Source organism: Amaricoccus sp. (genome assembly GCF_017993425.1).
GTDB lineage: Bacteria > Pseudomonadota > Alphaproteobacteria > Rhodobacterales > Rhodobacteraceae > Amaricoccus.
The window spans coordinates 1-25,742 of the sequence record NZ_JAGOMQ010000038.1; the positions used below are offsets into that span (position 1 = coordinate 1).

Consider the following 25,742-nt stretch of genomic DNA (forward strand, 5'->3'; position numbering starts at 1 on the left):
GCAGAGGGCTCTCGATCGCGGGCCGGAGCGTGGCGGCGGGGTCGTAGGCGGGAATGACGACGGTGAGGGCGGGGGAGGGGGTCACGGGGGGGGGCCTGCTCGACGTGCTCGGAACGCGTGCGCCTGCGGGGCGCGCGCGCGCCCCGGGACAGGCGCGCTTATGCCCCGCGGCGCGGCGGCGGCGCAACCCCGGGGCGTCGAGGCTGGCGCCCGGCGTTCGTGTCAGGATCGGGTAAGGCTGGCCGGTCCCGCCTCTTGACGGGAGGGGGCGGCTCGGTCAGGGCTTGGCCCCGCCATGGCCGGGGCCCCCGCGCGGCCTGGCCCAAGGCTCCCACGGCGACCCAGGTGGCCCTCGCATGGCGATCACTCTGAACCAGTCCAGTCTTCACCAGCCCGGTCTTCCGGCCGCCGCGGACGAGGTCGACCCGGTCAAGAAGTGGGTGATCGCGCTCTTCTTCGCGGCGCTGTTCATCCCCGGCTCGATCAATGTCGGCATCCGGCTCGACGTCTATCGCATCTACCTGCTGGCGATGGCGGCGCCGGCGCTGCTGCAGATCCGCAACGACCCGACGCTGCGGATCAACGCGGTCGACGTGCTGGTCTTTCTCGCGGTGTTCTGGCGGGGGGCCGCGCTCGTCGCCAACCACGGCACGTCCGAGCTGATCAACGCCGGCTCGTTCTTCCTCGAGCTCTTCATCGGCTACGTGGTCGGCCGGGCCTATATCCGCAGCGCCGCCGACTACCGCTGGTTCTTCACCTGCTTCCTCGTCACCCTCGTCGCCTTCCTGCCCTTCGCGCTGGTCGAGTCCGTCCTGCGGATCCGGCTCTTGAGCCGGATCGCCGGGCTGGTCCTGACCCAGCCGCCCGAGGAGTTCGGCGACCAGATCCGCTTCGGGCTGATGCGGGTGGAGGTCGCCTTCGAGCATGCGCTGCTCTTCGGCACCTTCTGCGCCATCGGCTTCGCCAACGCCTTCTACATCTGGGGCTACCGCTATCCGCGCAACCTGATCTACAGCGGCTTCGCCGGCTTCATGACCGTGCTGGCGCTGTCGTCGTCGTCGATGCTGAACGTGGCGCTGCAGGGTTGCCTGATCGCCTACGAGAAGGTGCTGCGGCCGGTCCGGCCGAAATGGGTCATCCTCCTCGTCTCGCTGCCGCTGCTGTGGTTCCTGTTCCAGATGATCGTGGGCAAGAACTTCGTCGACTTCGTCGCCGACGAGCTGGTCATCAACCCCTATGTCGGCGAGGGGCGGAAGGAGATCTTCTACTGGGGCATGCGCGAGGCGATCGCCAACCCGGTCTTCGGCATCGGCAAGGCCGACTGGACCCGGCCGTTCTGGCGCGTGCACCCGACGGCGGACAATTTCTGGGTGGCGAGCGCCTTCCGCTACGGCCTCCCGCACGTGGCCTTCCTGATGCTCGCCTTCGTGGTGCAGATCGCGCGGGTCTCGCTCCGGGGCGGGCTCGACGCCTTCGAGGGGGCCTGCCGGCGCGGCTTCTGCATCGCGCTCCTCTCGCTCGGGGTCGGACTGTTCAACCACGGGCTCTGGGGCGTCGCCAACGTCTTCGTGATGCTCTACCTTGCCTCCGGCTCCTGGGTCTACGACCGGTCCGCGCCGCGGTCGCAACGGCGGATCCCGTCCCCGCGGCCGGCCCCGCGGCCGGCCCCGGAGTCCGCGCCGGTCGCGCCGCCGCCCGGCCCGCCCGTCCGGACCGCGGGACCCTCGACCGGCCCGATCCGCCCCCGTCCGCGGCAATAGCGGCGCGGGCGGGGCCTCATACTGGCGGGCTCATGAAACGACTCGCGGGCCTTTTTTGACCTCCAACACTTTTATCGTGTGTATTCAGATAGATACCCTGCTATCACGCGTGTTAGCCCGTGTTGCGACGGGTGGCTTGGCAGACTCGCCGGTATCAGCTCCCTCCGATCCGGCGCAGCAGGCGGCGCAGGCCGCCGCCCGGCGGCGCGGCGGCGGGCGTGGCCTCGACGTCGTCGTAGGGCTCGATCCCCGCCGCCTCGCGCCGGCGCAGGCGCGTCTCGTTCGCCGGCAGCCAGGCGGCGTAGGCGGCGTTCGCCGCGGCGTGGAGCCCGTCGTCCCAGGTGGTCCGCGGGCCTTCGCGGTCGGCGGCGGGCGCGGCGAAGGCGATGCCCGCGACCGGCGCGCCGTAGCGGTCGAAGAAGGCCTGCCGGGCTTCGGCGCTTTCCCAGAAGGTCGAGCGCGCCGCCTCGGCGAAGAGCGGCTGCGCCTCCTCGCGGAGCGCGAAGTGCCAGCGCCGCCGCAGCTCCTTTCGGTCGGCGAGCCTCCCCTCCGCCTTGAGCCGCTGGATCCAGAGCACCGCCCGGTTCGGCAGCGCCACGCGCAGGCGGCGGTCCCCGGCCGGCGGCGGCTCGGGCAGGCCGTGATCGGCGAAGAAGTTGCGGATCAGGCTCGGGCGGCTGCTCTTCTCGTAGGAATGGGCGAGGACCCGGGGGAAGCGGGCCCCGAGCGTGGCGAGGTGGCGGCCGTAGTCGTAGGACCAGGCCGTGCGCCGGCGGAAGCCCGGGAAGTCGTCCCGGAGCGCCGTGGCCACGGTTCTGTTGGCGTATTTCGATTCCGCCAGCGCGACCGGGTTGCGGAAATAGATCGAGATCGTCGGGTCGAGCGGCGCGAAATAGGCGGCCATGCGGTCGAGATAGGCCTCCCGGAGCGACCAGAGCGCGGCCTCGTCCTCCGGCTCGTCGCCCTCGGGCAGGATGTGGCGATAGAAGGCCTCCGAGCTCAGGACCACCGCCGCGCCGCCGGCGAGCCGCTCGCGCAGGTGGTCGCGGAAGCGCAGGAGCGGCCCGGGGAAGGGGCCCTCGCCGCGGGCGAGCGCCGCGGCGACCCCGTGATGGATCTCGCCGAGCTTGCCGAGGCCGAAGCGGGTGGCGTCGGGGTAGTGGACGCCCATGGCGTCCAGCGGCGCGCGGTTCGCGCTCAGGAAGGCCTGGAGCGCGGTCGTCCCGGTCTTGTGGGTGCCGACATGGATGATCAGGCGGGACATGGGCTCTCCTTGTCCGGGGGCGGTCGGGGTCAGGGCCGGGGTCAGGGATGGACGAGTTCGGCGGACAGTTCCTCGACGGCGAAGCCGCCGCCGCGGACCGGGGCGAGGCGGTAGGCGACCGGGGCGGCCTCGCCGTCCGCGAGGCGGCGGGTTCCGTCGGGGGCGAAGGTCTCGGGCTCGGCCTCGGCGCGGATGCGGGTCCAGCCGAGGGGCGCGCCGTCGGGGCCGTAGGCGTAGTCGTCGCGCCAGGCGGCGCGGGGCCAGAGCAGGGGGTCGGCGTAGGTCCGCGCCTTCGCCGGGTCGGCGTAGTCGATGGAGACGGGACGCGGGGCGCCGTCGGGGCCGGGGGCGTAGGTGCGGGTCTCGTGGGCGGGGAAGCTCCAGGACAGGATGGCGGGGGCGCTGTCATGGGCGCCGTTATGGGCGAAGACGCCGATGTCGACGCGGGCGGTGGTCTGCGGGTTCTCCTCGGAGATCGGGAAGGGGTCGTGCCAGTCGATGGTGACGCGGGCGCGGCGGCCGTCGTCGAGGGGCTCGATCGCGACCTTGGCGGGGTCGCCCTGGAGGAGCGCCCAGGTGAAGGCGAGCGGGCGGCCGTTCGCGTCGCGGCTGTCCTCGGCCGAGAGGACCATCGTGCGCCGCCCGGCGGCGGAACGCCAGACGCGGGCGACGGCCTGGGGCGTGTCGAAGAGCCGCTCGGAGAGGCCGGCGCCGAAGAAGTCGACTCCCTCGGTCCCGGGCTCCTCCAGGGCGACGCGGATGCGGGCCTCGGCGGGCAGCGCGTCGGCCTCGATGGAGTTGGCGAGGCTGACCATGCGGGCGAGGTTGATGGCGTAGCCGGCGAAGGCGGCCGGGTGGGCGTCGCCGGAATGGTAGATCGCGTTCGAGGTGACGTGCTGCTGCGAGCGGCGGAAGACCATCTGCACGGTCGAGTTGATCATGCCGGCCTCCGTCGCCCGGGCCTTCGTGTCGGGCCGGAGCGCGGCGAGGATCATGGCGACCGCCTCGAGGAAGGGCCGGTCGGAGCCGGAGGAGCCTTCGGAGACGAGAAGGTAGGGGGTGTTGGCCGGGAAGAGGTCGCCGCGGTCGGTCCCGTAGTCCTTGTGGGCGGGGTGGACGTAGGCGGCGTTGGCGCTGGCGGTCTGCCAGAGCCGCATGGGCCCGGCGCCGTCGGCGCGGGTCATGGCGTGGCGGGGCAGGCTGCGCCAGAGCGGCCCGGCGGTGATCGCGGTCGAGGAGTTGCCGACGGTCGGCGCGCCGAACAGGAGCCTGTCGTTCAGGCCGTAGTCGAGGTCGGCGGCGCGGGCGGCGTCGGAATAGACGATGCGGGCGAGCTGGGGGAAGTCGTCCGGCCGGAGCCGGGAATGCGCCCTGTCGCGGTTGTCGTAGAGGTCGCCGCGGTTGCCGGCGGCGCGGCCGCGGCGGACATGCTCGCGCAGGAGGTCGCGGGCGGCGTCCTTGGGGCCGGGTTGCAGGACCGGGCCTTCGGCCTTCTCCGGGAAGGCGAAGGCGGCGACGAGGCGCTCGGCGCCCGGATCCCAGGCGAGGTTGCCGGCGCCGAGGGGGGCGATCCCGCCCGCGACCGGGGCGGGGATCGGGGCCGGGGGCGCCGGCGGGGCCGGCAGCGCGGCGAGGGCGACGAAGCCGGGGTCGCCGGCGAGGGGCGCGAAGAGCGGGTCGGCGAGCGCCTCGGGGAGCGCGGGGTCGCCGGCGGCGGCCTCAAGCCCGGCGAGCGCCGCGTCGGGGTCGCCGGCCATCATGGCGAGGGCGGCGCGGCGGATGCGCGGCAGGCCGAGGCTGGGATGGCGGGCGACGAGATCGTCGAAGATCGCCGCCGCCCCCTCCGGGTCGCCCGCCTCTACGAGGCCGAGGGCGCGGCGGGTCTCGTCGGCGATCTCGGGCATGGCGAAGAGCTCGGCCGCGGCGCGGGGATCGGCCGGCGCGGGCTCGGGGCGGGGCAGGGGGCCCGCGACCACGCGCGCGACGCCCCCGGTCAGGTCCTCCGGAGCCCCGGGGATCGCCGCGGCGGCGGTTTCCGCCGCCCGGGGGGCGGCGGGGAGGAGGGCGAGCAGGGTGGCGAGGAGGAGGCCGGCGCGGGTCATGGCGGCGGGTATAGCGGCTTTCCCGGGCGGGTGCAGCCCGGGGTCCGCCCTTGCGGTAAATCGGGCGCGCGCGGGAGGGGCGCCCCCGACGAGGCCGTGACGGCGGCGATCTGCGCCGCGGTAGATCGGGCGCGCGCGGGAGCGGCACCGGCGTCGGCGTTGCGTGGCGGGGGGGCGGCGCGCGCGGCGGGGTAGGGGGATGGCAAGACCTCGCGCCCTAGAACCCCCGAGTGCGGCCATGAGGCCGACAAGTCATCTCTGGACGATGCAGCCGCATCCCAGGGCGCGCGAGCGGGCCGCGGCGGCGGCGTCGAGCGGGCGGCCCGGGAGGGTCGGCGCGGGGCGCGCGCCGCCCGGGGCGGGACGCTGGCGGGCGAGGGACGGCCCATGGGGAGCCGCATGACCGACACGTTCAAGACCTTTGCCCGCAGCCTGACCTCGCCGCCCGAGAACGCCGCGGCGATCGCGCCCGACGACGCCGCCCTGCTGCCCCACGTCACCCGCGCGCTCTATGTCGGCGGCGCCGGCGACGTGGCGCTGAGGATGCTCGGGGGCGACGAGGTGACCTTCCGCGGGCTCGCCGCCGGCACGCTGATGCCGATCCGCGCCGACATGGTGAAGCGCGACGGGACCACCGCGACCGGCCTCGTCGGGCTCTGGTAGGCCCCCGGTGCAGCTCTTCCTCGGAACCGGCCTCGCGTCCGCGCGCCACATGCCCGGCGGGCCGCCCGACGGAACGCCGCGGGCGACGCGCCCGCCGGCCCTGGTCGGCGCGGGGCGCGTCGGCGAGCGGCTCGGCGTCGATCCCGGCGTCTGGTCCGGCGCGCGCGGCCTCGGCTTCGCCTGGCTGCGCAACGGCGTCCCCGTCGCCGGCGCGGTCAGGCCGGCCTACGAACCGGCGGCCGCCGACGACCGCGCCGCGATCGCCTGCCGGGTGACCGCGGCGGGGCCGGGCGGCGTCACGGCCCTCGTAACGCCGCCGATCACGATCGCATTTCCCGCGCCGACAGTCGTTGGTCCGGTTCCTGACCTCATCTATACGCAACTTCCAGGATCGAACGTCGTGGACATATCTCCCTTCTTTACAGGCAGCTCGCTGCAATTCAGCGTCACCGGCGCCGGCGTGGTCATCGACCCCGCCACCGGCGTCGTCACCCTCGACGTGGCTGCGCTCGCGGCCGGCGGCGTGGTCACCGTGGCGGCGGCGAATTCCGGCGGGCGGGTCGAGTTCGACCTCGCGCTGCGGCTCGCCGCCGCTCCGGCCGTCGTCGCCTCGCCGACGCTTTCCGGCTCCGGCGCGGTCGGCGCGACGCTCGGGGTCGATCCCGGCGTCTGGTCCGGCCAGCCGGCCCCGGCCTTCGCCTTCGAATGGCTCGCCGACGGCGTCGTGCTGCCCGGCGAGACGGGCCCGGGCTTCGTCCCCGGTCCGGCCGAGGACGGCAAGTCGATCGCCTGCCGGGTGACGGCGACCAACGTCGCCGGCGCCGCCGCGGCCGAGACCGCGGCGATCCCGGTGCGCCGGGACGCGCCGGCGGCCGTCGGCGCGCTCGCCGATCTCGCGCTGGCGCGCGGCGCGGGCGTCCATGTCCTCGACGCCGCGGCGGCCTTCTCCGGCGGCGGGCTCGTCTTTGCCGTCGAGGGCGCGGGCGCGGGCATCGACGCCGCGACGGGGCGCCTGTCGATCCCGACCGATGCGGCGCTCGCCGCCGCGCCGGTCGTGGTGACGGCGACGAACTCGGGCGGCGCGGCGCAGGCGAGCTTCGCGGTCACCGTGCTGGCCGCGCCTTCAGCGCTGGCGGCGCCGGCGCCGGTCGCCCTCGCCGTCGCGGCGGGGACGGGCGCGGTCGAGGCGGCGGCCTTCTTCGCCGGCGACGCGCTCGTCTATGCGCTCGACGCGGCGCCGGCGGGCGTGACGATCGACGCGGCGACCGGCCGGATCGCGGTTCCGACGGCGGCGGCGCTCGCGGGAGAGGTCGTGGTGCGGGCCTCGAACGCCGTCGGCGCGGCGACCCAGCGGGTCTCTGTCGAGGTGCGGGACGCCGCCGGCCGGCCGACCGCGGTCGGCACGCCCGCCGCGGCGGTCTTCCTGCAGGGGACCGGCGTGCAGACCGTCTCGGCCCAGGCCTATTTCGCGGGCGAGGGGCTCGCCTACGCGCTCGACGCCGCGCCGGCGGGGGTGACGATCAATCCCGGCTCGGGCCTCGTCTCGGTGCCGACCGAGGCGGCTTTCGCGGCCGCGCCGGTGAAGGTTAGGGCCTCGAACGCCGCCGGCGCGGCGACCCAGACGGCGACGGTGACGGTGCGGGCGACCCGCACGGTCTTCGACGCCGCCGCCGCGCTCGCCGACGTGAAGTTCCTCTTCCCGACGGCGGCGCCGGCCTGGAAGTTCAACGCCGGCGGCTTCGCCCGGCTGACCTCGGGCGCGAACGACCGCGCCCATGGCGACTGGGGCCTCGCGCTCGGCGACGGCCGCTACCGGGCGCTGGCGCGCTGGAACGCCGGCGTGGCTGCGCCGGCGCAGTCGCGGCCCTTCGGCCTGATCGGACGGATGAGCAAGACCGGGGCGAACTTCCTCGGCGTGCGCGTCGACGCGGTGCTGCAGACCAACGGCACGCAGGTGCTGCAGATCCGCGACTATATCGGCAAGACGACCAACTCGACCACGGTTCGCCAGACGGCGGTGGCCTGGGCCTGGGACGCCTGGTCGTGGTTCGAGGTGGAGTTCGAGGGCGCGACGGTGCGCGCGCGGGTCTACCCGGAGGCAGCCGCGGCGCCGGCCTGGCAGATCACCGCGACCACCACGACGCTCGCCCCCGGCGCCTTCGGCCCGACGACCCACGTGGCCGTGAACGGCCAGACCCCGGTCGTCGATATCCGTCGCCTCGAATTCCTGCCCCTCGCCCCCGCCGCGCCGGTTGCGGCCGCGGAAGGCGATTGGGCGCTCGGTCAGATCACGGTGAAGTCATGACGCATTACACGGTCACGCTCCGTCTCGCCCCGGCCATCGCCGGCGCCGTGGCGGTGGAATGGACGAACGCCGCCGCCCCCGTCGACAGCGGCCGGGGCTGGGAGCCCTGCCTGCGGCTCGACGACGGCGCCTGGCGCTTCTCGAGCGTCGATCCGGCCGCCGCGGAGGCTGCGCATCGCCGCCGGCCCGGGCCCTTCGCCGATCTCGCGATCCGCTACCGGCTCGAGCCGGCCGGGCCGTGGTCGGCGGCCGCCGACCCGCGCAAGGACATCGTCATCGTTCCGGACGAGGGCGACGTCGAGGCCCTGCTGCCGCCGCTGGCGCTGACCGCGCCGTCGCTCCTCGGGGCGGGCCTGGTGGGGACGGAGCTCACGCTCGACCCCGGGACCTGGGGCGGCTTCCCGCTGCCGGTGCTCGCCTTCCAGTGGCGCCGCGACGGCGTCGACGTGGCCGGCGCGACGGCGCGGGCCTATGCGGTCGGGGTCGCGGACGACGGCTGCGCGCTCGCCTGCGCGGTGACGGCGACGAGCGCGGCGGGCGCCGCGACGGCGACGGCCGGGCCGGTCGCCGTGCGCCGCGCCGCGCCGCGGCGGGTGGCCGAGCTGCCCGAGGAGGTCTTCGACGAGGGGACCGGCGTTCAGCGGGTGGAGACCGCCTTCGCCTTCGCCGGCGAGGCCCTCGCCTTCTCTGCCGAGGGCGCGGCGATCGACACGAAGACCGGCGCGCTGAGCCTGCCGACCGACCGTCCGGTCGGCGGGGCGACGGTCACGGTCGCCGCGGCGAATTCCGGCGGCCGGGCCGAGGCGCGGCTCGCCTACACGGTCGAGGCGGCGCCGCCGCGGCCGCTCGCCGCCGCCGACGTGACCGTCCTGCGCAGCGTGTGGCGGCCCGAGGGGCAGACCAAGACCTTCAGCCCCGAGCTCGCCTTCCCGGGGCTGGCGTCGGAGACGCCGCAGGCGATCGAGTTCACCGCCGACCCGCTCGGCGCCGCCGCCCCGGTCTGGCGGCCGGTGCGGGCGAAGGCGGGCGCTGCCGGGACCTGGATGCTCGTCGACGACAAGGCGACGGCGACCGCCGACCTCGCGCTCTTCGAGGCGGGCGACGCGCGGCGGAGCCGCATCCGCCTGCGCTGGCGCACTGCCGAGACCCGGCCCTTCTCGGAGCCGGGCGCCGTGCTCGAGGCCCCGGTCCCGGCCGCCGCGGCGCCGCTCGCGCCGACCCCGGCGATGCTCGCCGAGGCGATGGGGAGCGGCGCTCTCGTCTATGACGAGACGGTGAACACCGGGGTCAACCGGCCGCGCACGGCCCATACCGTGCCCGTGGTCGCGCTCGGGGCGCTGGCGAACGTCGCCTTCGCCGCGGGCGGCAAGACGCCGGCGACCTATCTGCGCGACCAGCTGGTCACCTGGGGCTCGGGCGTGCCGGCCGCGGAAGGGGGCGTGCGCGGCCAGCGCGAGTTCCACTTCCTCGCCACGGCGGCGATCGCCAAGCGCACGCCGGCGGTCTGGAACGCGCTGACGCCACTCCTGCGCCGCAAGATCGACCGCGCCGTCGAGGGCCTGCTCGTCTCCTATTGCTGGCAGATGAGCGACCAGAACCCCAACGTGAAGGCGGGGCGGAACGAGGTCACCATCCGCGGCGAGGCGAACTGGGCCCGCGGCTTCAACCCGAACTTCACCCTGCCCGCCATCCTCGGCCCGTCGATCGCCGCCGCCTACATGGGCGGGCCCGCGGCGGCGACCGCCTTCCTCGACGGCTTCGACCGCGACGCCTTCGCGGCGGCGATCGCCGCGGACAACGTCACGCCCGCGGGCAGCCTCACGGGCCTCTGGAACACCTTCCGCCAGACCTGGCCGGGCGGCCCGACCGGAGCCGAACTCAAGGCCGCGGTGCGCAACTACCGCCTCTTCGGCATGTCGCTCGACCAGACCTCGGCGATCGCCGGCTATGCGCTCACCCAGCGGATGTGGACCAAGGTCATCAAGGTCGGCCTGACGCTCAAGGCGAACTCCAAGGTCCCGGGCGGCTTTCCCGCCCCGACCCCGGGCGCGATCGGCATCTTCGAGCCGGCCGCGAAGCTCAACGCCGCGGGCAGCGTCGGCCGCGGCGCCTTCGTCGGGCGGATCACCAACCAGGCGGCCTGGGCCGGCCTGCCGAACGCCGGGCTGCCGGGCATGGCGCACGAGCTCGACTCGAACGACGGCGGCCTGAACGGCTCGGGCGGCGGCCCGCGCTCCTCGGTGTCCTACGCCCACGAGGGCGCGGTGCTCGCCACGGTCGGCGTGGCGACGCTGGCGGTCTGCGGCATGCTCGACCGCAGCGACGCGGCGCTGCAGGAGGGGCTCGCGCGGCAGACGCGCGGGATCACCGACCTGCGCTATCGCAACACCCACGGCCACCGCGACTTCTCCAAGGGCGGCTGGCCCTGGGTCGGCGCGGGCAACGACGGCAATGGCGACTGGGACACCGAGGGCCGCGTCGCCGCGTGGCGCTACGGCCTGGCCTACGATCTGCACGAGAAGATCGTCCTGCCCTGGTCGCGGGGCTGAGCCCCCGGCGGGACGGGCCCGGCGCCCGTCCCGCCGCCGGAACCCGCGCCAACCGCGACGCGACAACCTTGTCCGGAACCGCGCATTGTGCCCTGCGCGGTTTTGGCGTATGCGAAGGGCGGACGGAACCTCGCTCCCGGGCGGCGGCCCCTTGCGTCGGTGTGCTTGAAGTGATCGTGTGAAATGTTCGAGACGTATAGGAAGCTGGCCGAGCTCCTGAGCCGGAAGGAACGCCGCCGGCTCTACCTGCTCTACGCGATGATGATCGTCTCGGCGCTGGTCGAGATGTTCACCATCGCCGCGCTCTTCCCGTTCCTCGCCATCGTGGCGAGGCCGCAGATGGTCGAGACGAACGAGAAGCTTTCCGCCGTCTATCACGGCCTCGGCTTCGCCACGACGAACGGCTTCCTGATCTTCGCCGGGGCGGTGGTCTTCGCCGTCGTGTTCTTCGGCCTGCTCTTCGCGACCGCGACGCAGTACGCGATCTACCGCTTCACGGCGATGCGCGGCTACACGATCGGCGGCCGGGTGTTGCGCGGATACCTCGCCCGGCCCTATTCTTGGTTCCTCGACCAGCACAGCGCCGACCTCGGCGCCGCCGTGCTGACCGAGGTCAACGAGGTCGTCCAGCGCAACATGCTGCCGGCGATGAAGCTCGTCGCCCAGGCGGCGGTGGCGCTCCTGCTGATCGTGCTCCTCGTCGTCGTGGACCCCGTCGCCGCGTTCAGCGCCGCGGCCGTGCTCGGCGGCTGCTACGGCGCGATCTACGGCCTCATCCGCGCCCGGCTCGCCCGCATGGGCCAGCAGCGCCGCCGGGCCAACAAGGACAAGTACAAGGCCGCCGGCGAGGCGATCGGCGGCATCAAGGACGTGAAGCTCCTGCATCTCGAGGAGGCCTTCCTGAAGCGCTACGAGCGGCCCGCCCTACGCGCCGCCGAGGCCAACGCCGCGATCGGCGTGGCCTCCGAGACGCCGCGCAACGTGCTGCGCGCCATCGCGCTCGGCGGCATCCTGTTCTTCGTGCTCGTCATGCTGACCCGCGAGGGCGTCGACATGGCCGCGATGCTGCCGGTGCTCGGCCTCTACGCCTTCGCCGGTATCCGGCTGTTGCCGGCGCTGCAGCAGATCTACGCCTCGATCGCCTCGATGCGCTTCACGAAGCCGGTGCTCGACAAGCTCCATGCCGACGTGACCCGGAGCCTCGTCGACGCCGCGCCGGCGCCGGCGGCGGACGTCCCCGCCATCCCGCTGCGGGCGCGGCTGGAGCTGCGCGAGGCGGGCTACGCCTATCCCAACGCCGAGCGCGCCGCGCTCGACGGGCTCACGCTCGCCATTCCGGCGCGTGAGACGGTGGGCGTGGTCGGCGGCACCGGGGCCGGCAAGACGACCGCGGTCGACGTCATCCTAGGCCTGCTCAGGCCGCAGTCGGGCGCGCTCGTGGTCGACGGCGTCGAGGTGACCGACGAGACGGTTCCCGGCTGGCAGAAGTCGGTCGGCTACGTGCCCCAGCACATCTTCCTGACCGACGAGAGCGTCGCGGCCAACATCGCCTTCGGCGTCGACCGCCGGAAGATCGACATGGAGGCGGTCGAGCGCGCCGCGCGGATCGCCGAGCTGCACGACTTCGTCCGGCGCGAGCTGCCGCAGGGCTACGACACCATGCTGGGCGAGCGCGGCATCCGGCTCTCGGGCGGCCAGCGGCAGCGTGTCGGCATCGCCCGCGCGCTCTACCACGACCCGGACGTCCTCGTGCTCGACGAGGCGACCAGCGCGCTCGACAACCTGACCGAGCGGGCGGTGATGGACGCCGTGCACAATCTCGGCGGCAAGAAGACGATCATCATGATCGCGCATCGCCTGACCACCGTGCAGGACTGCGACCGCATCTTCCTGCTCGAGCGGGGGCGGGTGGTGGCGGAAGGGAACTACGACCAGCTCGTCGAGACCAGCGACGACTTCCGGCGGATGGTCAGCGGCGGGCGGGGCTAGCGCGCCCGGACGCGGCGTAATGAACATTATGATGTGACGAGCGCGACCTTCCACCCCTCCGGGGTGCGGCGGGCGCGTAAAATTCGGGGCGGACGAACGTGACCAAGCGACTGCTGCTCTGCATCGGGTGCGAGAAGGGCGGCACCTCCTGGCTTTCCATCTACCTGCGCGACATGCCGGAGGCGCGGCTCGGCATCCGCAAGGAGATGCACGTCTTCGACGTGCATTACCTCGCCGAGAGCCGCAGCTGGCATCTCGACCGCATCGCGCGTCGGGGCCTCCAGCTCGCCAAGCTCGAGGATACGCCGGCGAACGCGCGCCGGCGCGCGCAGATCGCCGAGCAGATCGAAGGCTACCGCGTCGCCCAGGGGCTGACCGGCGACCTCTCGCGCTACGTCGACTACTTCCGCGGGATCGCCGGGGCGGAGCCGCCGGTCGAGGTGGTGAGCGACCTCACCCCCGACTACAGCCTGCTGCGCGCGCCGCACTGGGCCGAGATCAAGCCGCTGCTCGAGGACGGCGGCTTCGACATCCGCGTGCTCTTCATCATGCGCGACCCGGTCGACCGCATCGACAGCGCCTGGCGGATGGCCGGCCGCGACGCCGTGCGCGTCGCCGAGGTCGGGCGCGGCCTTGCCAGCCGGGCGCTGCTGCGCGGCCGCGCCTTCGGCCGGCACCTCCTCGCGAAGGCCGCCCCCGCCCTCGCGCCGAAGCCCGAGGAGGAATCCTTCCTCGACTTCGCGCAGAGCGGCCTCGCGCTGCCGCGCTCGCGCTACGACGAGACCATCGCCGCGGTGGAGGCGGTCTTCGACCCCGCCCAGATCCACTACGAGTTCTACGAGAACCTGTTCAACAACGAGGCGATCGAGCGGATCACCCGCTTCGCCGGCCTGCCGTTCACGCCGGCCGATTTCGCCGCCCGCGTCAACGCGAGCCCGCTGCAGATGCCGGTCGGCCGCAGCGAGGTGGCCCGCGTGCGCGAGATGCTGGAGCCGACCTACCGGTTCTGCGGCGAGCGCTTCGGGGCTGAGCGGCTGGCCGGGCTCTGGTCCAACTGGAAGGTCGCGGCCTGATGGCGCGGCGCGAGATCGGCGCGATCGAGGGCCTTATCCTCGTCGAGCCGCGGAAGTTCGGCGACCATCGCGGCTTCTTCTCGGAGACCTACAACCGCGAGCGCATGGCCGCGCTCGGCTTCGCGCGGGAGTTCATCCAGGACAACCATGCGCTCTCGGGCGAGGCCGGGACGCTGCGCGGGATCCATTTCCAGAGCCCGCCCTTCGCCCAGGACAAGCTGGTGCGCGTCGTGCGCGGCCGCATCCTCGACGTCGCCGTCGACATCCGGAAGGGCTCGCCCACCTTCGGCGACCACGTCGCGGTGGAGCTCTCGGCGGAGAACTGGCGCCAGCTGCTCGTGCCGGCGGGCTTCGGGCACGGCTACCTGACGCTCGAGCCCGGGACGGAGGTGATCTACAAGGTCACCGCCCCCTATGCGCCCGCGAACGACCACGGCTTCCTGTGGTCGGACCCCGACCTCGGGATCGACTGGGGGACCAGCGACCCGGTGCTCTCCGACAAGGACCGCGCCCTGCCGCCGCTCGCCGCGATCGAGAGCCCCTTTGCCTGGGAGGGGCCGCGGTGAGGCTCCTCGTCCTCGGGGCGGCGGGCCAGCTCGGCGGCGACCTGATGACGGCCGCCGCCGCCGCCGGGGTCGAGGCCGCGGGCGCCACCCGGGCCGAGGTCGACGTCGCCGACCTCCCGCGGCTTCGCGCCTTCCTCGAGGGCCAGGACTTCGACGCGCTGGTGAACTGCGCCGCGCGCCTCGACACCGAGGCGATCGAGGGCGACCCCGCCCCGGCGCTCGCCGTGAACGGCCACGCGCCGGCGGTGATGGCCGAGGTCGCCGCGGCGAAGGGCGCACGGATGATCCAGGTCTCGACCGACTACGTCTTCGGCGGCGACACGGGCCGGGCGACGCCGCTGACCGAGGCCGACCCGACCGCCCCGGTCAACGTCTACGGGCTGACCAAGGCCTTCGGCGAGACCCTCGCCCGGCTTGGCGGCGGCGACGTGAGCGTCTTCCGCGTCGCCTCGACCTTCGGGGTGCGCGGCGCCGCCGGCAAGGGCGGCAACTTCGTCGAGACGATGATCCGCATGGGGACCGAGCGCGGCGCGCTCAAGGTGGTGGCCGACCAGGTGATGTCGCCGACCTCGACCGCCTGGGCGGCGCAGGCGATCCTCGCCTTCCTCGCGCGGGGCGGCGCGCCCGGCGTCTACCACGCGGTCAACACGGGGGCGGTCTCGTGGTTCGAGTTCGCGAGGGCGATCGTGGCGAAGGCCGGGGTGGCGGCCGAGGTGAGCCCGGTCAGCGCGTCGGAATGGCCGTCGAAGGCGCGCCGCCCGGCGTACAGCGCCCTCGACAACGCCCGGCTCGCCGGCGTGATCGGCCCGATTCCGGGCTGGGCCGAGGCCCTCGACGCCTATCTCGCCGCGAAGGGGCATGTCTGAGGCGCGGGGGCCTCACACGCGATAACACGCGTGATAAAGTGATCAACCAATTGATTTCAAAGGATTATTCTAGGCGCATTCAGAAAGCCGCAACAGGTGTTGACGCGCCCGGACCGCTCTGGCGGCCGCAGGAGGGTGAACTCCCGGCCGTCGGAGGCGGCATCGCGCAGGGCCGGCCCGGGCCGGGGGCTACCGCGCGGCCGGCGGGCGTGTTAGGCAAGGCGCCGCGCGCGGGCTTTCGGGTCCGCGCGCGGCTGGTGTATGGGCCCGGTCAAGAGGTGTTCGAGATGTATCCTGCCCGTTTCCCGCGCCCTGCGGCGCGCCCTGACCACCACCCCGTCCGCCGAGGCCGCCCGTGAGCCCGAGCAAGACGAACGGCGCCCATGCGTCGCCCGACGTCGCTGTCGTCGGCTTCGGCTATATCGGCAGCGTCATCGCCGCGGTCCTCGCCGATAGGGGCCTGAGCGTCGTCGGCATCGACACCAACGCCGAGATGATCGCGGCGCTGAACGAAGGCCGCTGCCCGATCCCCGAGCCGGGGCTCGAGGATCTCGTCGCCGCGGGCGTCGCCGCTGGCCGGCTCTCGGGCGCGACCGACCCGGCCGCGGCCAGGGGCGCGAAGGCGGTGCTGATCACCGTCGGCACGCCGCTTTCCGACGCGTTCGAGGCCGATCTCTCCCATATCCGCGCCGCCTGCGGCGCCGTCGCGCCCTTCGCCCATGACGGCCAGATCGTCATGATCAAGAGCACGGTGCCCCCGGGCACCACCCGGCTGATGCACGACGAGATCTTCGCGCCGCAAGCGCGGGTGCACATGGCCTTCAGCCCCGAGCGGCTGGCCGAGGGCCAGGCGATCCGCGACCTCCAGTCGATTCCGATCCTCGTCGGCGGCATGGACGCCGCGGCCGGCGAGGCCTGCGCCGCCTTCTGGCGCGACGCCGTCCCGTCGGTGCAGGTGATGACGCTGTCCTCGCCCGAGGCGGCCGAGATGGTGAAGCTCGCCGACAACCTCTGGATCGACCTCAACGTCGCGCTGGCCAACGAGCTGGCGAAACTGGCCGACGCGCTGCCCTGGCCCATCGACGTGATGGAGGTGATCGGCGGCGCCAACTCGCTGAAGAAGGGCCAGCACCACGTCAACATCCTCCACCCCTCGAACGGGGTGGGCGGCTACTGCCTGACCAAGGATCCGTGGTTCGTCGACGCGCTCGGCCGCCGCGCCGGGGTCGAGCTGAAGATCCCCCGCGCCTCGCGCGAGGTGAACGATTCGATGCCCCAGCACGTCTTCGCCCGGGTGGACGGCTTCCTGAAGGGCAAGGGGATCGCCGCACGGGACGCCAAGGTCGCGCTGCTCGGCTTCTCGTTCAAGAGCAACTCCGGCGACTGCCGCTTCACCCCCGTGGGCCCGCTGGTCGCGGCCCTGCGCGAAGCGGGCTACGGGACGCGGCTCTCGATCTGCGACCCGATGGTGACGGAGCGCGAGGCGACCCATCACGGCGTCACGCTCGAGCCGGACTGGCGCAAGACCGTCGCGGGCGCCGACGCGGTGCTGATCCTCGCCGGCCACGACGACTTCGCCGCCATCGGCGCGGACGACCTCGCCGCGCTGGCGAAGCCCGGCGCGCTGGTCTACGACGGCCGCATCTACTATCCCCGCGCCCGCATCGAGGAGCTGGAGGCGAAGGGCCTCAGCTACATCGGCGTCGGCCGCTGACCCCTGCCCTGCCTGCGTAACGAACGCGTAACGAGTCGAGATCCCGAGGAACCCGGCAATGAGCAAGTCCCCCGATACCGTGATGGTCACCGGCGCCGCCGGCTTCGTCGGCAGCCATCTGATCGAGCGCCTGCTCGGGATGGGCCAGACCGTCCACGGCCTCGACATCGCGCCGCTGGAGAGCGCGCGGAACCTCGCGGCGGTCAAGGACCACCCGAACTTCCACTACATGCAGGGCGACATCCGCGATCTCGACACGATCAAGGCCTTCTTCCGCCCCGAGGCGGCGGTGCTCTACCATCTCGCCTCGGTGGTCGGCGTGCGGCGCTACATGGAGGATCCGCTCAGCCTGATCGACATCGCGATCATCGGCACGCGGCACCTGATCGCGCTCTGCGTCGAGCACGACGTGCGCATCCTCTTCACCTCGACCTCCGAGGTCTACGGCCGCAACCCGGCGGTGCCGTGGTCCGAGGACGGCGACCGGGTGCTCGGCGCGACGAGCGTCGACCGCTGGAGCTACGCCGCCTCGAAGGGCGTCTGCGAGCAGATGCTCTACGGCGTCCACCGCAAGACCGGGCTGCCGTTCTCGATCGTGCGCTTCTTCAACGTCTACGGGCCGCGGCAGACCCCGATCTACGTCGTCTCCCAGACCGTGCAGCGGGTGCTGAACGGCGAGGCCCCCGACCTCTACGACGGCGGCGCGCAGACCCGCTGCCTCACCTATATCGACGACGCCATCGAGGGCACCATCCTCGCCGCCACCCGTCCCGAGGCGATCGGCGAGGTGTTCAACATCGGCAATTCGGTCGAGAACACCATGGCCGAGGTGGTGGCGATGACGCTCGACGCCGCCGGCTCGGACCTGAAGCCGATCCCGGTCGACACGCGCGAGAAATACGGCGCCGTCTACGAGGACATCGGCCGGCGCGTGCCGGCGGTCGACAAGGCCGAGCGCGTGCTCGGCTGGAAGGCGACCACCCCGGCGAAGGAAGGCATCGCCAGGACGGTGGCCTGGGCGCGCGAGACGCCGTGGTATCTCGCGCTCAGGCCGTGAGCGGAACGGAGGGCTCCCGCAGATGAAGATCACCGTTTTCGGCACCGGCTATGTCGGCCTCGTCCAGGGCGCGATCCTCGCCGAGGTCGGCCATGACGTGCTCTGCGTCGACGTGGACGAGACCAAGGTCGCGGCGCTGACGAAGGGCGTCATCCCGATCTACGAGCCCGGGCTCGAGGAGATCGTGAAGCGCGGCCACGCCGACGGAAGGCTCAACTTCACCACCAGCGCCGCCGAGGGGGTCGGCCATGGCGAGGTGCAGTTCATCGCCGTCGGCACGCCGCCCGACGAGGACGGCTCGGCCGACCTCAAGTACGTCCTCACCGTCGCCGCGACGATCGGCGAGCACATGGCCGCGCCCAAGGTCGTCATCAACAAGTCGACCGTGCCCGTCGGCACCGCCGACAAGGTGGCGGCGAAGCTGAAATCGGTGCTCGACGCCCGCGGCTCGGATCTCGCCTTCCACGTCGTCTCCAACCCGGAATTCCTCAAGGAGGGCGCCGCGGTCGCCGACTGCATGAAGCCCGACCGCATCGTCATCGGCACCGCCAGCCGCGAGGCCGAGGAGATCCTGCGCGAGGTCTACGCCCCCTTCAACCGCAACCACGACAAGATCATCGTCATGGACGTGCGCTCGGCCGAGCTGACCAAGTACGCGGCCAACTGCATGCTGGCGACGAAGATCAGCTTCATGAACGAGATCGCCAACCTCGCCGAGCGGCTCGGGGCGGATGTGGAGGCGGTGCGCCAGGGCATCGGCTCGGACCCGCGCATCGGCTATCACTTCATCTACCCCGGCGCGGGCTATGGCGGGTCGTGCTTTCCCAAGGACGTCAAGGCGCTGATCCAGACCGCGCGCGGCATCGGCTTCGACCCGAAGGTGCTCCAGGCGGTCGAGGACCGCAACGACGCCCAGAAGGAGGTGATCTTCGAGAAGATCGCCCGCCATTTCGGCGACCTGAAGGGCCGGACCATCGCGCTCTGGGGCCTCGCGTTCAAGCCCAACACCGACGACATGCGCGAGGCGGCCAGCCGCGTGCTGATGGAGGCGCTGTGGGCGGCGGGCGCGAAGGTGCAGGCCTTCGACCCCGAGGCGATGGAGGAGACCCAGCGCATCTACGGCGACCGGCCGGACCTTCTCCTCGTCGGCACCAAGGAGGCGGCGCTGAAGGGCGCCGACGCGCTCGTGGTCATGACCGAGTGGCAGGCCTTCCGCGCCCCCGACTTCGACGCGATCGCCGAGAAGCTCTCGGACAAGGTGATCTTCGACGGCCGCAACCTCTACGACCCGGCCCGGATGGCGCGCAAGGGCTTCGCCTATTACGCGATCGGCCGCGGCCGGAGCGCGCCGCCCGCAGGCGCGCGCGCCTCCGACGCCGCCTGAGGCCCGCGATGCGGGTTCTCGTCACCGGCGCGGCCGGGTTCATCGGCTACCACGTCGCCCGGGCGCTCATCGCCCGCGGCGACGCGGTGACGGGCTTCGACGTCGTCAACGCCTATTACGATCCCGCGCTCAAGGAGGCGCGGCTGGCCGAGCTCGACGCCGCGGCGGCGGAGGCCGGCGCGGACTGGCGCTTCAATCGCGGCGACCTCGCCGACGGCGAGGCGGTGGCGGCGACCTTCGCCGAGGCCGGGCCCTTCGACGTGGTGATCAACCTCGCCGCCCAGGCCGGCGTGCGCCACAGCCTCGAGCACCCGGTGGACTACGTCGCCTCGAACGTGCTCGGCTTCACCCATATCCTCGAAGCCTGCCGCCGGGGGGGCGTCGGGCACCTCGTCTACGCCTCGACCTCGAGCGTCTACGGCGCGAACCGGACCATGCCCTTCACCGAGGGCCAGGGCGTCGACCATCCGTTGCAGTTCTACGCCGCCACCAAGCGGGCGAACGAACTGATGGCGCACGCCTACAGCCATCTCTACCGGCTGCCGACGACCGGCCTGCGCTTCTTCACCGTCTACGGGCCCTGGGGCCGGCCCGACATGGCGCCGATGCTCTTCGCCGACGCCATCCTCTCGGGCCGCCCGATCCAGCTCAACAACGCCGGTCGGCACAGCCGCGACTTCACCTATGTGGGCGACATCGTCGAGGGGGTGATCCGCGCCGCCGACCGTCCGGCGACGCCCGATCCCGACTGGGATCCGCGCGACCCCGACCCGGCGAGCTCGGACGCGCCCTTTCGCGTCTACAACATCGGCAACAACGCCCCCGTGGAGCTCTCCGACTTCGTCGCGACGCTGGAGGATGCGCTCGGGCGCAAGGCGCTGATCGAGAACCGCCCGCTCCAGCCCGGCGACGCGCTCGACACCTTCGCCGACAGCTCCCGCCTCGCCCGCGCCGTCAACTGGCGGCCCGGCACGCCGCTCTCCGTCGGCGTGCGCCGCTTCGCCGAGTGGTACGTCGACTGGCGGGCGCGGAGCGCCGCGGAGTGACCCGGGCCGGGCGTGGATGCGCCCGCCGGCCCGCGCCACAGGGCCCGGCACGATGCCCGTTTCCGTTTCCGGCCCAGCCGCGCCCATGACGGCGGCCGGGCCGGAGTTCCTGCTGATCCGCATCGTCGGCAACGACCTGGAGCCGCGGCACCGGGCGGGGCAGTCGCGCGACAACCTCCGCTTCATCCTCGAGAACGAGCCGCCCCTCCCCGGCTGCGCGAAGCGCTTCCTGCTCAACCGCATCGTCGACGGGGCGGAGGAGGCACGGCTGACGGCGCTCCTCGCCGAGCACGGCCAGGCGCCGATCCGGCTCGCCTTCGACCCGGCGGCCTACCGCCATGCCGGCTGGGAAACCGGCCGCATTCCCGCCGGCCTCCTGGAGGGCCGCGGCCTCGGCCGGCTCGACGCCGAGACGGCGGCCCGGCTCTGGCATTCGACCTGGGCGCGCAAGAACCGGGCGGTGATGAACAACAACGGCGCGCGCAACGCCGCGCTCGCCGCCGGCCGGGCGGCGGGGGCCGACTGGATCCTTCCCTGGGACGGCAACTGCTTCCTGACCGCCGAGGCCTGGGCGGCGCTGCGCGCGGCGGTGCTGGCCCGGCCCGACCTGCCCTGTTTCGTCACCCCCATGGCGCGGATCGCGGAAAACGCCGACCTGCTCGCCCCCGGCTTCGCGCCGGAGGCGGCGGAGGAGCCGCAGATCCTCTTCCGCCGCGACGCCGCGGAGGCGTTCGACCCGGCCTTCGCCTACGGGCGGCGGCCCAAGGTGGAGCTGTTCTGGCGGCTCGGCATCCCGGGGCCCTGGGACAAGTGGAAGGACGATCCCTGGGATCCGCCCCGCCGCCCCCCCTCCCCCGACCGCGGCCGCTTCGGGACCGCCGGCTGGGTGGCGCGGCTCGCCTCCGGCAAGGAGCATCTCGAACAGGCGGATTTCGCCAGCTTCAAGGCCCGCGGCGTCGCCCGGCGCGAGGGCATCGCCGCGAGCCTCGCCGCGCTCGACGCCCGGCTCGCCCCCGCGCCCGATCCGCTGGGGCTCACCTGCTACGCGACGGAGGCGATCGACGGGCTCGACGGCGCGCTCTTCGCGGCGGTCGAGGCCGCGGCGGCGGAGGCGCTGACCCGCGGCCCGTTCAGCGTGGCGGACAAGACCACCCTGCCCCCGGGCCGGAACCGCCGGGACTACTGGCACCCCGCCCCCTACTGGTGGCCGAACCGCTGGATCCCCGGCGGCCTGCCTTACGTCCAGCGCGACGGCGAGCGCGTGCCCGGCACGCGGATGTACGAGCCCGCGAGCGAGGCCTTCGACCGCACCCGGCTGCAGCGGCTCTTCGACGACACCACCGCGCTGGCGCTGGCCTTCCGCCGCGGCGGAAGGGCGGATTTCGCCGAGCATGCGGCGAGGAACGTCGCGGTCTGGTTCGTCGCGCCGGAAACCCGGATGACCCCGCACCTGCGCTACGCCCAGGTGCGGCGGGGGCGCAACTGGAACCAGGGGACCGGGGCGGGGATCATCGAGTTCAAGGACCTCTACTATTTCCTCGACGCGGTGCGGATCCTCGACGCCGGCGGCGCGCTGCCCGAGGCGGTCCGGGCCGGGCTCGCCGACTGGCTCGGCGCCTATCTCCGCTGGCTGGAGACCAGCCGCCAGGGCGTGCGCGAGCGGGCGGCGCGCAACAACCACGGCGCCTATTACGACCTGCAATGCGCCGCGATCCTCGCCTGGCTCGGCGAGCGCGAGGCGCTCAGGCGGGTCCTGATCCGGGCCGAGACCCGGCTCGCCTCGCAGATCCGCTCGAACGGGATCCAGCCCGAGGAGATGAAGCGCAAGACCACCGCGCACTACGTCTTCTTCAACCTGCAGGGCTGGCTGAACCTCCTGCGCCTCGGGCGGCGCACGGGGCTCCTCGACCCGGACCTCACCGATGGCCCCTGGTCGCGCCTCGCGGCCGGGGTCGGCTGGGCGCTGGCGCAGGATGTCGCGGCCTGGCCGTGGCCGCAGATCGACCCCTTCGACGCCGCCCGCGCGGCGCCGCTGGCGGCCCATGCCGCCGACCTCGGCCTTCCGGTCCCCGACGCGACGCTCGCCGCGGCCGGCGCGGCGAAGCCGGTCTTCGACCCCCATGACGGCGTGCCGCCGTTCTGGCCGCTCGCCCTGACGCCCGCCCGGCGGGGCCCACGTTGACACCGTCCCCGGCCCCGTCCATCTCACGGGCCCGGATTCCGCGGCGGGCAAGGCGATGCAGACCATCCTCCATATCGGCATGCCGAAGACCGGCTCGACCGTGCTCCAGGACCGGCTGCGCGCCTCCGGCCCGGCGCTCGCCGCCCGGGGCGTGCTCTACCCCTCGAACCCGCCCGGCTGCCCCTTCAACAACCACCGGCTGCTGCTCCTCGGCTTCACCCCCTACGAGAAGCTGCCGCGCCATATCCGCAAGGTTCCGGCCTACCGGCCCGAGACGCTCGCCGCCGACTATGCCGCCTTCCGCGCCCATCTCGCGGATGAGATCGCCGCGGCCCGGCCGGAGCGGCTGATCCTCTCGTCCGAGAGCCTGTTCCGCAGGCTCCCGGCCGGGAGCCGCGCCACGCTCGCGGCGGCGCTCGCGCCCCTCGGCGAGGTCGTCGTGGCGGTCTACCTGCGCCGGCCCTCCGCCTACTATCTCTCGGCGCTCCAGCAGCACCTCAAGAGCTCGCAGAAGGTCCTGCCGCCGCGGGCGCCCGCGCCCCTCGTGGCGCTGCGCGACTACCGGGCGATGCTCGGCGCCGAGGCGATCCGGCCGCGGGTCTACGACCGCAGCCTGCTGGCCGGGGGCGACATCACCGCGGACTTTCTCGCCGCCTACCTGCCGGGGGCCGGCCTCGCGGCGGCGGACCTCGCCCCCGCCGCCCGCAGCAACGAGACCCTGAGCGCCGAGGCGATGGACCTGCTCCGGGCCTTCCGCGCCGCCTTCCACGGCGCGGGCGACAACGTGCCCGCCGCCGACAGCAGCCAGCTCGTCAAGGTTCTCGCCCGCATCGACGCGACCCTCGGGGCGCCGCGGCCGCGGCTCCGGCCGGAGATCGCCGAGGCGGTCGACTACGCCAACCGCGACGCGATCGCGCTCCGCGACCGCTGGGGGCTGGTCTTTCCGGGGCTCGACTACGACCGGCTGCGGCGCATGCTCCTGCCCGACCACGGGCTGCCGGCGCTCCTGCGCGACCGGCTGCGGCCCTGGCGGCTCGAGGAGGTGGTCCCGATCGACCGCGAGTTGCAGCAGGCGATCCTCGCCCGGCTGGCCCGCAGCCGCTGGGGGCTCGTTCCCACCCGCGCGCTCTGGATCGCCGGCCTGCGCCGCAGCGGGGTCGCGGCCTGAGATGGCGGCGGGCGCGGGGGACGGGACGCCGGCCGTCTCGGTGATCGTCCCGGTCTATCGCCACTGGGACCTCGTCCCCGGGCTCCTCGCCGCGCTCGCCGCCCAGGACTTCCGCGACTTCGAGATCCTCCTCGTCGACAACGCCCCCCACGAGGGGCGGCCCGAGCTCGCCCTGCCGGGGAACGCACGCGTCCTCGCCTGCGCCGCGCCCGGCTCCTACGCGGCGCGCAACGCCGCGCTCGCGACGGCGCGCGGGCGCCTGCTCGCCTTCACCGACGCGGACTGCCTGCCCGATCCCGGCTGGCTCGCCGCGCTCGTCGCGGCGGCGGGGCCGGAGACCGGGACGGAGACCGGGACGGAGCGGCTGCTGGCCGGGCCGGTCAGGATGACGACCCTCGGCCCCTCGCCTTCGCGCTGGGAGGCCTACGACCTGATCCGCGGCATCCCGCAGGCGCGCTACGTGCGGCTCGGCTACGCCGCCACCGCCAACCTCGCCGTTCCGGCTTCGGTCTTCGCCCGGCTCGGCGGCTTCGACGAAGGCCGTCTCTCCGGGGGCGACGCCGCCTTCTGCCGGCGGGCGGGCGCGGCGGGGATCCCGATCGCGCTGGTCGAGGGCGCCGTCGTCGCCCATCCGGCCCGCGCGAGCTGGGAGGAGCTCGCCCGCAAGGCGCGGCGGGTGAAGGGCGGCCAGATCCGCGGCGGGAGCCGGCTCTCGCGCCTCGTCTGGCTGGTCCGCACCCTGACGCCCCCCGTGCGGGCGCATCGCCGCTTCCTCGCCGCCCCCCGCCCCCGGTCCGAGCGGCGCGCCGCGATCGCGGCGCTCTACCGGCTCTGGGGCGTGGAGCTCGCCGAGACCTTCCGCCTCCTGTGCGGGGGGCTGCCGGAGCGGCGCTGATGCGGTTCCGTCCGAAGGCTTCGGCGCCAAGGGTTTACGGCGGATCCCTCGATGCACATCCTATGCACATCCTATGCACGACGCATATGCCAGGCAAAAGAGTCGGGATTGAATCGTTAATGCAGAGAACCCGAACGCCGGCCGGGACGCGCCATGGTCCCCTCGTAGGGGTGGGGGTCGGCGGCGAAGTTGCGCGGGCCCCCGCCGTGGCGGCGGCGGATCTTCTCGTCCTCGATCCCCACCGGGACGACGACATCCCCCGGGCCGCACCAGGTCCCGAGCGCGATCTCGGTCGAGGTGCTCGCGGTCTTGCGGGTGCGGATGAAGACGAAGCCGCAGGCGAAGGAGGCGATCACCGCGCGGGCGCGTCGCCGGCGGGGCGGCGCAGGTGCGCCTCGATGAAGTCGCGCTCGAGGTCGAAGCGGGGGTAGCGCTCGAGCAGGTCGGCGAAGCGCGCGTAGAAGGGCTCGTCGATCGGGGTCGTGCGGTAGGAGACCGCGAGCCGCTCGAAGCCGAGCGTCTCGAAGAAGAGCAGGTAATGCGCCGCGGTCAGCCGGTTCACCCAGGAGGCGCGCATCTTCTTGTTGTGGTGCTTGAGGTAGAACTCCTCGAACACCGCGTCGGAGAACAGCAGGTGCGGCCAGGGGAAGAACACCTGCCGGTAGCGGTGCGACGCCTTCGGGCCGCGGTGGAGGTTGGCGCTGAGGAACATCTCGCCCCCCGGCCGGAGCAGCCCGTGCGCGCGTTCGAGGAGGGCATGGGGGTGGCGGACATGCTCCCACACCGCGAGCGAGAGCACGAAGTCGAAGCGCTCGCCGGCGAGGGCGTCCCTGTCCTGCGACAGGTCGACCCGCAGGAGGCGCACGTTCGGGCCGGCGTTCTCCCGCCAGAGCGGGTACTCGCCGATGTCGACGCCGACGCAGCGGCAGCCGGCGGTCTCGGCCAGCGCCGCGAGCACCTCGCCGCGGCCGCAGCCGATCTCGAGCACCGTCTTGCCCTTGAGGCCGAACCGCGCCGTCAGCGCCGCCGCGCGGCGGCGGCCCGCCTCCAGGACGGCCGCCGTCTTGTAGGAGCGCGGGCGCGGCACCAGCGGCCGGGAGCGGTATTCCTCGTTCAGCGCCTCGAAGAGGGCGAGGTCGTACACGATGTCATTCACCGG

General features: G+C 73.5%; 19 protein-coding genes. 15 read left to right on the forward strand and 4 right to left on the reverse strand.

The annotated features are described in order from the left end of the window. Positions 1-356: 356 nt before the first annotated feature. Positions 357-1,760 carry a hypothetical protein gene (locus KBB57_RS15880; RefSeq protein WP_290752170.1) on the forward strand — a complete coding sequence of 468 codons (1,404 nt, stop codon included), beginning with the start codon at positions 357-359 and terminating at the stop codon, positions 1,758-1,760. Between the two features lie 154 nt (positions 1,761-1,914). On the opposite strand, the gene KBB57_RS15885 is transcribed toward KBB57_RS15880, so the two are convergent. Together KBB57_RS15885 and KBB57_RS15890 are read right to left on the reverse strand one after the other, a co-directional pair. Then, the gene (locus KBB57_RS15885; protein WP_290752172.1) at positions 1,915-3,024 is read right to left on the reverse strand and encodes a hypothetical protein; all 1,110 of its coding nucleotides are present in this window, start codon (positions 3,022-3,024) and stop codon (positions 1,915-1,917) included. A gap of 41 nt (positions 3,025-3,065) precedes the next feature. Further along, positions 3,066-5,126: a hypothetical protein gene (locus tag KBB57_RS15890; RefSeq protein WP_290752174.1), complete on the reverse strand. Its 2,061-nt coding sequence runs from the start codon at positions 5,124-5,126 to the stop codon at positions 3,066-3,068. Between the two features lie 399 nt (positions 5,127-5,525). Here KBB57_RS15890 and KBB57_RS15895 point away from each other — a divergent pair, with 399 nt between their 5' ends. The 14 genes from KBB57_RS15895 (at position 5,526) to KBB57_RS15960 (ending at position 24,583) form a co-directional block, all read left to right on the forward strand. Next, the gene (locus tag KBB57_RS15895) at positions 5,526-5,789 is read left to right on the forward strand and encodes a hypothetical protein (RefSeq protein ID WP_290752177.1); all 264 of its coding nucleotides are present in this window, start codon (positions 5,526-5,528) and stop codon (positions 5,787-5,789) included. A gap of 7 nt (positions 5,790-5,796) precedes the next feature. Then, positions 5,797-8,094, forward strand: coding sequence for a hypothetical protein (locus tag KBB57_RS15900; RefSeq protein ID WP_290752180.1), 2,298 nt, complete (start codon positions 5,797-5,799; stop codon positions 8,092-8,094). Next, positions 8,091-10,643 carry a hypothetical protein gene (locus tag KBB57_RS15905; RefSeq protein WP_290752182.1) on the forward strand — a complete coding sequence of 851 codons (2,553 nt, stop codon included), beginning with the start codon at positions 8,091-8,093 and terminating at the stop codon, positions 10,641-10,643. The genes KBB57_RS15900 and KBB57_RS15905 overlap by 4 nt, the downstream gene beginning before the upstream one ends. 183 nt (positions 10,644-10,826) lie before the next feature. Next, complete coding sequence (locus tag KBB57_RS15910; RefSeq protein WP_290752185.1) at positions 10,827-12,632, forward strand: ABC transporter ATP-binding protein; 1,806 nt, start codon at positions 10,827-10,829, stop codon at positions 12,630-12,632. Positions 12,633-12,730: 98 nt separating this feature from the next. After that, the gene (locus tag KBB57_RS15915; RefSeq protein ID WP_290752188.1) at positions 12,731-13,705 is read left to right on the forward strand and encodes a hypothetical protein; all 975 of its coding nucleotides are present in this window, start codon (positions 12,731-12,733) and stop codon (positions 13,703-13,705) included. Further along, the gene (gene rfbC / locus KBB57_RS15920) at positions 13,705-14,271 is read left to right on the forward strand and encodes a dTDP-4-dehydrorhamnose 3,5-epimerase (protein WP_290752191.1); all 567 of its coding nucleotides are present in this window, start codon (positions 13,705-13,707) and stop codon (positions 14,269-14,271) included. Before KBB57_RS15915 ends, rfbC begins: the two co-directional genes overlap by 1 nt. After that, the gene (gene rfbD, locus KBB57_RS15925) at positions 14,268-15,137 is read left to right on the forward strand and encodes a dTDP-4-dehydrorhamnose reductase (RefSeq protein WP_290752193.1); all 870 of its coding nucleotides are present in this window, start codon (positions 14,268-14,270) and stop codon (positions 15,135-15,137) included. Before rfbC ends, rfbD begins: the two co-directional genes overlap by 4 nt. Before the next feature lie 355 nt (positions 15,138-15,492). Beyond that, positions 15,493-16,851 carry a nucleotide sugar dehydrogenase gene (locus KBB57_RS15930; RefSeq protein WP_290752195.1) on the forward strand — a complete coding sequence of 453 codons (1,359 nt, stop codon included), beginning with the start codon at positions 15,493-15,495 and terminating at the stop codon, positions 16,849-16,851. A 58-nt stretch (positions 16,852-16,909) separates the two neighbouring features. Continuing rightward, a complete protein-coding gene (locus KBB57_RS15935) occupies positions 16,910-17,908 on the forward strand; it encodes an NAD(P)-dependent oxidoreductase (protein ID WP_290752197.1) in 999 nt (332 codons plus the stop codon). A gap of 22 nt (positions 17,909-17,930) precedes the next feature. Then, a complete protein-coding gene (locus KBB57_RS15940; RefSeq protein WP_290752200.1) occupies positions 17,931-19,292 on the forward strand; it encodes a UDP-glucose/GDP-mannose dehydrogenase family protein in 1,362 nt (453 codons plus the stop codon). A gap of 8 nt (positions 19,293-19,300) precedes the next feature. Beyond that, positions 19,301-20,338 (forward strand): NAD-dependent epimerase/dehydratase family protein, encoded by a 1,038-nt coding sequence (locus tag KBB57_RS15945; protein ID WP_290752204.1) that lies wholly within the window; start codon positions 19,301-19,303, stop codon positions 20,336-20,338. 85 nt (positions 20,339-20,423) lie between these two features. Beyond that, positions 20,424-22,520 (forward strand): alginate lyase family protein, encoded by a 2,097-nt coding sequence (locus KBB57_RS15950; RefSeq protein WP_290752206.1) that lies wholly within the window; start codon positions 20,424-20,426, stop codon positions 22,518-22,520. Positions 22,521-22,575: 55 nt separating this feature from the next. Continuing rightward, positions 22,576-23,688, forward strand: a complete 1,113-nt coding sequence (locus KBB57_RS15955) for a hypothetical protein (RefSeq protein ID WP_290752210.1) — start codon at positions 22,576-22,578, stop codon at positions 23,686-23,688. Position 23,689: 1 nt separating this feature from the next. Beyond that, positions 23,690-24,583 (forward strand): glycosyltransferase, encoded by an 894-nt coding sequence (locus KBB57_RS15960; protein ID WP_290752212.1) that lies wholly within the window; start codon positions 23,690-23,692, stop codon positions 24,581-24,583. A gap of 116 nt (positions 24,584-24,699) precedes the next feature. Here KBB57_RS15960 and KBB57_RS15965 read toward each other — a convergent pair whose 3' ends face one another. Continuing rightward, positions 24,700-24,939, reverse strand: a complete 240-nt coding sequence (locus tag KBB57_RS15965; protein ID WP_290752213.1) for a hypothetical protein — start codon at positions 24,937-24,939, stop codon at positions 24,700-24,702. After that, positions 24,936-25,739 carry a methyltransferase domain-containing protein gene (locus KBB57_RS15970; RefSeq protein WP_290752215.1) on the reverse strand — a complete coding sequence of 268 codons (804 nt, stop codon included), beginning with the start codon at positions 25,737-25,739 and terminating at the stop codon, positions 24,936-24,938. Before KBB57_RS15970 ends, KBB57_RS15965 begins: the two co-directional genes overlap by 4 nt. Between the last annotated feature and the right edge of the window lie 3 nt (positions 25,740-25,742).